Source organism: Serratia sp. HMSC15F11 (assembly GCF_001808215.1).
Classification (GTDB): Bacteria; Pseudomonadota; Gammaproteobacteria; order Enterobacterales; family Enterobacteriaceae; genus Serratia; species Serratia nevei.
In genome coordinates, this window is record NZ_KV792411.1 from 1 (window position 1) to 7,952 (window position 7,952).

6 protein-coding genes and 1 pseudogene are annotated in these 7,952 nt (G+C 50.6%); 1 reads left to right on the top strand and 6 read right to left on the bottom strand.

Annotated features, from left to right (window positions below):
* Positions 1 to 289: 289 nt before the first annotated feature.
* From HMPREF3138_RS06945 to HMPREF3138_RS06970, 6 genes and pseudogenes are all read right to left on the bottom strand, one after another.
* Positions 290 to 1,312 (bottom strand): IS110-like element IS5708 family transposase, encoded by a 1,023-nt coding sequence (locus HMPREF3138_RS06945; RefSeq protein WP_000156884.1) that lies wholly within the window; start codon positions 1,310 to 1,312, stop codon positions 290 to 292.
* Positions 1,313 to 1,492: 180 nt separating this feature from the next.
* Positions 1,493 to 1,918 carry a glutaredoxin-dependent arsenate reductase gene (gene arsC / locus HMPREF3138_RS06950; RefSeq protein ID WP_070558872.1) on the bottom strand — a complete coding sequence of 142 codons (426 nt, stop codon included), beginning with the start codon at positions 1,916 to 1,918 and terminating at the stop codon, positions 1,493 to 1,495.
* 12 nt (positions 1,919 to 1,930) lie between these two features.
* A pseudogene (locus HMPREF3138_RS06955) lies at positions 1,931 to 2,380 on the bottom strand (ArsB/NhaD family transporter); the annotation flags it as partial.
* 119 nt (positions 2,381 to 2,499) lie between these two features.
* Positions 2,500 to 2,805: a PadR family transcriptional regulator gene (locus HMPREF3138_RS06960; protein ID WP_004206574.1), complete on the bottom strand. Its 306-nt coding sequence runs from the start codon at positions 2,803 to 2,805 to the stop codon at positions 2,500 to 2,502.
* Between the two features lie 10 nt (positions 2,806 to 2,815).
* Complete coding sequence (gene chrA / locus HMPREF3138_RS06965) at positions 2,816 to 4,021, bottom strand: chromate efflux transporter (protein ID WP_004206572.1); 1,206 nt, start codon at positions 4,019 to 4,021, stop codon at positions 2,816 to 2,818.
* 175 nt (positions 4,022 to 4,196) lie between these two features.
* Complete coding sequence (locus HMPREF3138_RS06970; protein WP_070558874.1) at positions 4,197 to 4,775, bottom strand: recombinase family protein; 579 nt, start codon at positions 4,773 to 4,775, stop codon at positions 4,197 to 4,199.
* A gap of 159 nt (positions 4,776 to 4,934) precedes the next feature.
* On the opposite strand from HMPREF3138_RS06970, the gene HMPREF3138_RS06975 reads away from it, so the two are divergent.
* Entirely contained in the window at positions 4,935 to 7,919 is a 2,985-nt protein-coding gene (locus HMPREF3138_RS06975; RefSeq protein ID WP_070558876.1) for a Tn3 family transposase, read from the top strand.
* Positions 7,920 to 7,952: the final 33 nt, after the last annotated feature.

A 7,952-nucleotide genomic window follows, 5' to 3' on the forward strand; every position in this document is an offset into this window, starting at 1 on the left:
GGAGGGAGTGACCATCTCATTAAATATCCTACTATAAGGGCTTCCCCGAACAGTCAACGCCGGTTTTTAATTTCTGTCTGTTCATCAATGAAAGGCAAGGGATAAGACTGCGCTACTATAAACGGTCATGCTGAATCGCTAGTGATTCGGACCCTGATGAAAGACGCTCGTGAGATCCTCCTTCGTTAATCGGATAGTGATATCCAGTAGGATATGCAGATACTTCTCACGGGGGTCTAACCCTTTACCATCAACAATTTACAGTTCAGTTACTACTCAGTTAAATTTTTCATGTTGTTGAATACAGTCTGAAGTCATCGCCGTAATGTAATGATGCCCAGCACAACCTCGCATTCTTGGCGGCGATTGCAACGACAGCACGCCAGTATCCCCGCCTACCAATCAACGAGCAGACCCAACGGCTAAACGGGTCCGTTCTATTCTCTGCCCCTACCATTACAGAACGGGCTCCCTGGACCAGTAGGGTTCGCAGATAGGCATCACCCGCTTTTGTTATCCTGCCAAGCTTTGATTTTCCGCCACTACTGTATTGTGATGGCGTTAGCCCCAACCAGGCTGCCAGTTGGCGCCCGTTCTTAAAATCATGGGCATTGCCAATACTGGCGACCAGCGCACTCGCTGTGGTGGGCCCAACACCTTTCAGTTCCATTAACTGCTGGCTGCGATGATCTGTTTTGGCCACACGAGATAATACCCTGTCATATTCGGCGATTTTCTCTTCAATATTAGTGACATGTGTCAATAGATCATCAATGCACAGCCTAACCTGTACTGGCAGAGTTTCCTTCTGGTCAGAAACAACATGACGCAGAGCATCAGTGCTTTGTGGGGCAATAACCCCGAATTCAGATATCAGGCCCCGAAGACGGTTATACGTTGCTGTTCTTTCCTGGATAAATCCCTGTCTTGTCCGATGTAAGCATTGCATTGCCTGCTGGCTTTCGTCTTTGACTGGTACAAAGCGCATATGCGGCCGCTGCACTGCCTCACAAATAGCTATTGCATCAGCTGCATCATTTTTCCCGGTCTTACCCGCCATGCGATAGGGTGAGACAAATTTCGGAGCCATCAACCGGACATCATGGCCATACTGCCTGAATAATCTTGCCCAATAGTGGGCACCCGAGCAGGCTTCCATTCCAATGACACAGGGAGGTAAACCTGCGATGAGTTCAGAAAGTGCTGCACGCGACACCTTGGGTTTAACCAGAACAGCTTTACCATTTTGGTCAATGCAGTGAACAGCAAACACATTTTTAGCAAGATCGATACCGACAGTGGTGATGGTCATAACGAATCCCTCTGGGTCAATGTTTATCCTATGATTGCACGAAAGTTAATCAGGCGCATATCTAGGGGAAGTCCCTTCCATTCGTTAAACCTGTTTCTTTAGCTGGCATTACAAAAAGCGAGCGTCTGTATGGTACAGACAGACGCCCGAATACGATAAAAATGAGACGAAAAAAACAGGTTACTTAACCCGCTTCCCCGTTTCGTCAATGACCTTTTCGCCGTCCTCTTTGGTAAACACTCCTTTCTGACCTTCAGGTAGAATATCCAGCACTATTTCTGAAGGGCGGCAAAGACGAGTGCCAAGCGGCGTAACGACTACCGGCCGATTAATCAGGATCGGATGTTGAAGCATAAAATCAATCAACTGCTCATCACTGAATTTCTCTTCATCAAGGCCCAGGTGTTCATAAGGCTCAACATTCTTACGCAGCAATGCACGCACCGTAATTCCCATATCTGAAATAAGTTTAATCAGCTCATCACGGGTCGGTGGCGTATCGAGATAATAAATAATGGTCGGTTCGTTACCGCTGTTACGGATCATCTCCAGCGTGTTGCGTGAAGTGCCGCAGGCCGGGTTGTGATAGATGGTAATGTTGCTCATATCTTTATCTCATTACAAAGTGATGGAAAGCCGCAACGCCAGCGCGGCCAGAGTGACAAACAGCACGGGCAGAGTCATGATAATGCCGGTGCGGAAGTAATAACCCCAGGTGATCGTTATATTTTTCTGGGCAAGCACATGCAGCCAAAGCAGGGTTGCCAGACTGCCAATCGGGGTGATTTTCGGGCCTAAATCGCAGCCAATCACGTTGGCATAAATCATTGCCTCTTTGACGACGCCAGTCGCCGTACTCCCGTCAATCGACAGCGCGCCAATCAGCACCGTCGGCATATTGTTCATCACCGACGACAGGAACGCGGTCAGGAAGCCGGTGCCGAACGTTGCTGCCCATAACCCCTTTTCTGCCAGCAGGTTCAGTACACCAGACAGATACTCCGTGAGCCCGGCATTGCGCAGGCCATAGACCACCAGGTACATGCCCAGCGAAAAAAACGCCTTCTGATCGTATAAATACACACCATGAGCGTTTTCACAAAGTCTCCTTCTGCCAGGCAGCGGATAATCTTACATGTGTCTGTCGTTTTCAGAAGACGGCAGACCGGACTAAAACCATAGGCATATCATTTGCCTTCAACAAGTTCACCGAACAGCTCTTTCACCCTGTTTCTGGCGTCCGTTAGCGCTATGTGCCCTTGTCCGGTGATTTCATATACTCGCCGACTTCGTCGACCGGCCTGAACATGTCGTGAAGTGAGATACCCCTTCTTTTCCATACCGTGCAGCATCGGATACAGGGTACCCGGGCTGAGTTGATAACCGTGGTGTCGCAATTCCTCAATGATGCCCAGACCAAAGACGGGTTCTTTGGCTGCATGATGCAGGATGTGCAAACGGATCATCCCGCCGTAAAGATCTTTGTCGGTCACGCCCGGAACCTCACAGTGCTAAACTCAACAACCAACCCGCAACACCGCAACTCACTACGACCAGCCACGGCGGCAGTTTCCAGAACATCAGAGCGACCAGTGCCACAAGGGCAAGGCCGAAATCTTGCGGAGCGAGAACTGCGCTCGTCCATACTGGTTGATAGAGAGCTGCCAGCAGAAGGCCAACTACGGCTGCATTAATACCCTGCAACGCTGCTTGTGTACGGATATTGCGGCGCAGACTTTCCCAGAACGGCAATGCTCCCACAATCAGAAGGAAGGACGGTGCGAAAATTGCCAGCAGACAAACCAGACCACCCAGCCAGCCAGAAGGCACCTGGTTCATCGAAGCCCCGAGAAAGGCTGCAAAAGTGAACAATGGTCCAGGAACGGCCTGGGCAGCGCCGTAGCCAGCCAAGAATGTATCAGTGCTGACCCAGCCAGAAGGAACGACTTCAGTCTGCAGTAATGGCAGCACGACATGCCCGCCACCAAAAACCAGTGATCCGGTCCGGTAGAAAGTTTCTACCATTAACAGCGTCGGATTTGGGAATATCGCCGTCAGCAATGGTAACCCTGTCAGTAGCACAAAGAACAGCGTGAGCCAGAACAATCCGACGCGACGCCGTATTGAAACGGGCAGCGGATCATGTACCGTCGTCTGCTGAGGTTTGAACAGTAACATGCCAGTGACAGCCGCAGTGACGATTACTCCCACCTGTCCCCAGGCCGATGGCACAAGAAGCACAAAGCAGGTTGCCACTGCCATGACAGTAATACGCGGTATATCCGGGCAAAGATTTCGGGCCATGCCCCATACAGCTTGCGCGACCACCGCAACGGCTACCACTTTCAGCCCATGCAATACACCAGAGGGCATCACATCCCCGTAACTGGTCATCCCCAGCGCAAACAGGATCAGTGCAACTGCTGACGGTAGCGTGAAGCCGGCCCATGCTGCCAGCGCCCCGGTATAACCGGCACGGGACAGCCCGAGCGCTATACCAACCTGACTGCTTGCTGGTCCCGGAAGGAACTGGCACAGAGCGACCAAATCTGCATAGCTGCGCTCGGTCAACCACTGCCGTCGCGTCACAAACTCATCGCGGAAGTAACCCAGATGGGCAATTGGGCCGCCGAAGGATGTCAGGCCAAGTCGGAAGAAAATCAGAAAGACAGCCCAGGGGCTGTGATCATTCCTGGCAGTATCGTTCATGGTCAGATCCTGATTGCTGGTTTTATTGGCTATTATAATCGAATTTCGTTATCGAAATTCGATTATAATAGCCACTGCTCCCTGTGGATAGAATGATGTTTCATGCTTTCCAGATGTTTACTTCAAGAACAGTTTCAACTGCCTGGCCAGTTATGGGCTTTATTCAAATTCAGTATTATTGCTGTCCTGCTTTTACCCGGAGTATGGTTTGCCGGGTGGTATTAAATTCTCTGGCAACCGCACTGATACTGGCCCCGGAATTAAGGCGCTCTGACACTATTTTTTTTTGCTCCTCGCTCAAGATGGGCGGACGACCGAAGCGTTTCCCGGCTGAACTTGCCCGAGAAATCCCTGAATGTGTGCGTTCAATCAGCAGATCCCTCTCAAACTCAGCCACAGCTGAAATCACCTGCATAGTCATTTTTCCGGCCGGGCTGGTTAAATCCACACCTCCGAGAGCGAGACAATGAACACGGATATCTAAAGTAGCCAGTTGTTCAACTGTTTTTCGGATATCCATCGCATTACGGCCGAGTCGGTCAAGTTTGGTGACAATCAATACGTCACCGCTTTCCATTCGATCAAGCAACCGGATGAACCCTGGTCTTTCGCTGGCAGCAACCGAACCACTTATATGTTCCTCAATCAGCCGCTGGGGTCTGATGGCAAAACCCGCCGCTTCAATTTCATGGCGCTGGTTTTCTGTATTCTGTTCCAGAGTGGAGACCCGACAGTAGGCAAAAACTCGTGACATAGGAAACTTTCCGTACGCAAAGGGTGTCCGAATTATAACGTATGTACGAAACAAATTTCGCTGACTTTCGGACATATTGTTTGCGAGGCGTACGAAACCGACCGGTTTCGGTCAGTGTGAAGTGATAACTCAAATCAACCATATGCAGAGGAAGCATCTATGCCACGGAGACAAATACTCAATAGTGAAGAAAAAGAACGCTTGCTGGTTGTGCCGGATGATGACGTTCTTCTGACGCGCATGTGCTTTTTGAGTGAACATGACCTCGCGCTTATTAATAAACACCGGAGGCCCGCTAATCGCCTGGGCTTTGCTGTCTTACTCTGCTATTTGCGGGGACCTGGTTTTCCTCCTGACAAAAGTATGTCTCCTCACGACGGTGTTGTTTCCCGGCTGGCCGCGCATTTGAAGCTTCAGCCTGATTTGTGGGCCGAGTATGCATCAAGAGAGGTCACCCGCTGGGAGCATCTGACTGAACTCTACCGCTACCTGGAATTATCCCCATTCAACCGGGTACTGCAAAAAACCTGTATTCGCCACCTTTATCCCCACGCCATGCGGACAGACAGAGGTTTTTTGCTTGCGGAAGAAATGCTCTCCTGGCTCCACAATAATAAGGTGATTTTCCCCTCTGTTGAGGTCATCGAGCGAACTTTGGCCGAAGCAACAACTCTTGCTGACAGGGCGGTATTTTCTGCGCTAACCGCGCAGCTTGAACCGGGACATAAAGCGGCGCTGGACCGTCTGCTGGTATCTGAGGGTGAACAGCCTTCACGACTGGCCTGGATGCTCCAGCCTCCGGGCAAAATTAATGGTAAGAATGTCCTGCAACATATCGACCGGTTAAATGCGATAGAGTCGCTGGCACTGCCTGACGGTATTGCGCTTTCTGTTCACCAGAACCGGCTCCTGAAACTCGCACGCGAAGGCAGGAAAATGAGCAGCCGGGACCTGGCAAAATTTACGGATGTTCGCCGTTATGCCTCGCTAGTTTGTGTCATATCGGAAGCCAGGTCCACCCTGACTGACGAAGTTATTGATCTGCATGAACGTATTCTCGGCAGTCTGTTCAGCAGGGCAAAACGCACGCAGGCCGAACGACTCCAGCAAACGGGAAAGCTGATTCAGAGTAAGCTGAAGCAATATGTTACCGTCGGGCAGGCATTACTTAACGCCAGAGAATCTGGCGAAGATCCCTGGGCTGCAATAGAAGACGTCCTTCCCTGGCAGGAATTCATCAACAGCGTGGAAGAGACACGGTTCCTGTCACGTAAGGACAACTTCGACCCGTTGCATCTGATCACAGAAAAATACAGCACGCTGCGTAAATATGCCCCTCGGATGCTGTCCGCGTTGCAGTTCAGTGCTGCCCCCGCCGCAATGCAGCTTAGTGATGCGCTGGATACCGTCAGAGAGATGTATCGAAAGCAACTGCGAAAAGTACCGTCTTCCGCGCCAGTCGGGTTCATCCCGGAAAGCTGGAGAAAGGTGGTGATCACGTCCAACGGCATTGACCGAAAATATTACGAATTTTGTGTGCTGAATGAGCTGAAGGGAGCTTTACGTTCAGGTGACATCTGGGTGAAAGGATCTCGTCGCTACAGGAATTTCGATGATTATTTGATCCCGCATGGCGATTTTGAAAAATCACTCCGGGATAACCAGTTACCCCTCGCTATTCCAACCGATTGCCATGAATACATCGAGAGCCGTATGACGCTTCTGACATCACGCCTGGAGGAAGTGAATGCGATGGCGCTGGCCGGTGATTTGCCCGATGTTGATATATCGGATAAAGGCGTCAAAATTACCCCGCTGGATAACAGTGTCCCTTCAGCAGCATCCCCTTTTGGTGATCTGGTGTATGGCATGCTGCCTCACCCTAAAATTACTGAAATGCTGGATGAAGTGGATAGCTGGACGGGTTTTCCCCGCCATTTCACCCACCTCAAAAATAATCACGTCAGACCTAAAGACAGAAAGTTGCTACTGACCACCATCCTGGCCGATGGCATCAACCTTGGGCTGACAAAAATGGCCGAATCCTGTCCGGGAACGACAAAATCGTCACTTGAGGGCATTCAGGCCTGGTATATCAGGGATGAAACTTATTCAGCCGCGCTGGCCGAGTTGGTCAATACCCAGAAAAAGCGACCTCTGGCGGCATTCTGGGGCGATGGAACAACGTCATCGTCTGACGGACAGAACTTTCGGGTAGGGAGTCATGGGCGCTATGCGGGTCAGGTCAATCTGAAATACGGTCAGGAGCCAGGCGTGCAGATTTATACGCATATTTCGGACCAATACAGCCCGTTTTACACCAAAGTAATCAGCCGCGTGCGGGACTCAACACACGTGCTTGATGGTCTGCTGTACCACGAAACCGATCTGGATATTACAGAGCATTATACCGACACCGCAGGCTTCACTGAGCATGTATTTGCGCTAATGCATCTGCTCGGATTCGCCTTTGCGCCAAGGATTCGGGATCTTCATGACAAACGGTTGTTTATTCATGGGAAAGCTGAGTTGTATCCGGGGCTTCAGTCAATCATATCCTCAACCAGTCTGAATCTTAAGGAAATTGAAACCCACTGGCATGAGGTACTGCGTCTGGCAAGTTCTATAAAGCAGGGAACGGTAACAGCATCACTGATGATGAAAAAGCTGGCCAGCTACCCGAAACAGAATGGTCTGGCAAAGGCGCTTAGGGAGATTGGCCGCATCGAAAGATCATTGTTTATGCTGGACTGGTTCCGGGATCCTTCCCTACGTCGCCGAGTACAGGCAGGGTTGAATAAAGGTGAGGCCCGCAATGCCCTGGCGCGGGCTGTCTTTATGCACCGACTGGGGGAAATCAGAGATCGGGGACTGGAAAATCAAAGCTACCGAGCCAGCGGTCTGACATTGCTGACTTCGGCGATCTCGCTGTGGAATACGGTATATATAGAAAGAGCTATTGATGCTCTGAAGCGAAAAGGACTCCCACTAAATGAACAGCTTATTGCTCATCTGTCCCCGTTGGGATGGGAGCACATAAATCTGAGTGGGGATTACGTCTGGCGAACAAATCTCAAGCTGGGACAGGGTAAATACCGCTCATTACGCTCAGTGGATAGTAGTCTGTACAAAAAACAGGCTTAGCGTAGGATATTTAATGAGATGGTCACTCCCTCC

What these genes read in the sequence shown, in the direction of transcription:
- HMPREF3138_RS06975 (WP_070558876.1), top strand. Translation starts at nt 4,935, where the DNA reads ATGCCACGGAGACAAATACTCAATAGTGAAGAAAAAGAACGCTTGCTG.
- arsC (WP_070558872.1), bottom strand. Translation starts at nt 1,918, where the DNA reads ATGAGCAACATTACCATCTATCACAACCCGGCCTGCGGCACTTCACGC.
- HMPREF3138_RS06970 (WP_070558874.1), bottom strand. Translation starts at nt 4,775, where the DNA reads ATGTCACGAGTTTTTGCCTACTGTCGGGTCTCCACTCTGGAACAGAAT.
- HMPREF3138_RS06945 (WP_000156884.1), bottom strand. Translation starts at nt 1,312, where the DNA reads ATGACCATCACCACTGTCGGTATCGATCTTGCTAAAAATGTGTTTGCT.
- chrA (WP_004206572.1), bottom strand. Translation starts at nt 4,021, where the DNA reads ATGAACGATACTGCCAGGAATGATCACAGCCCCTGGGCTGTCTTTCTG.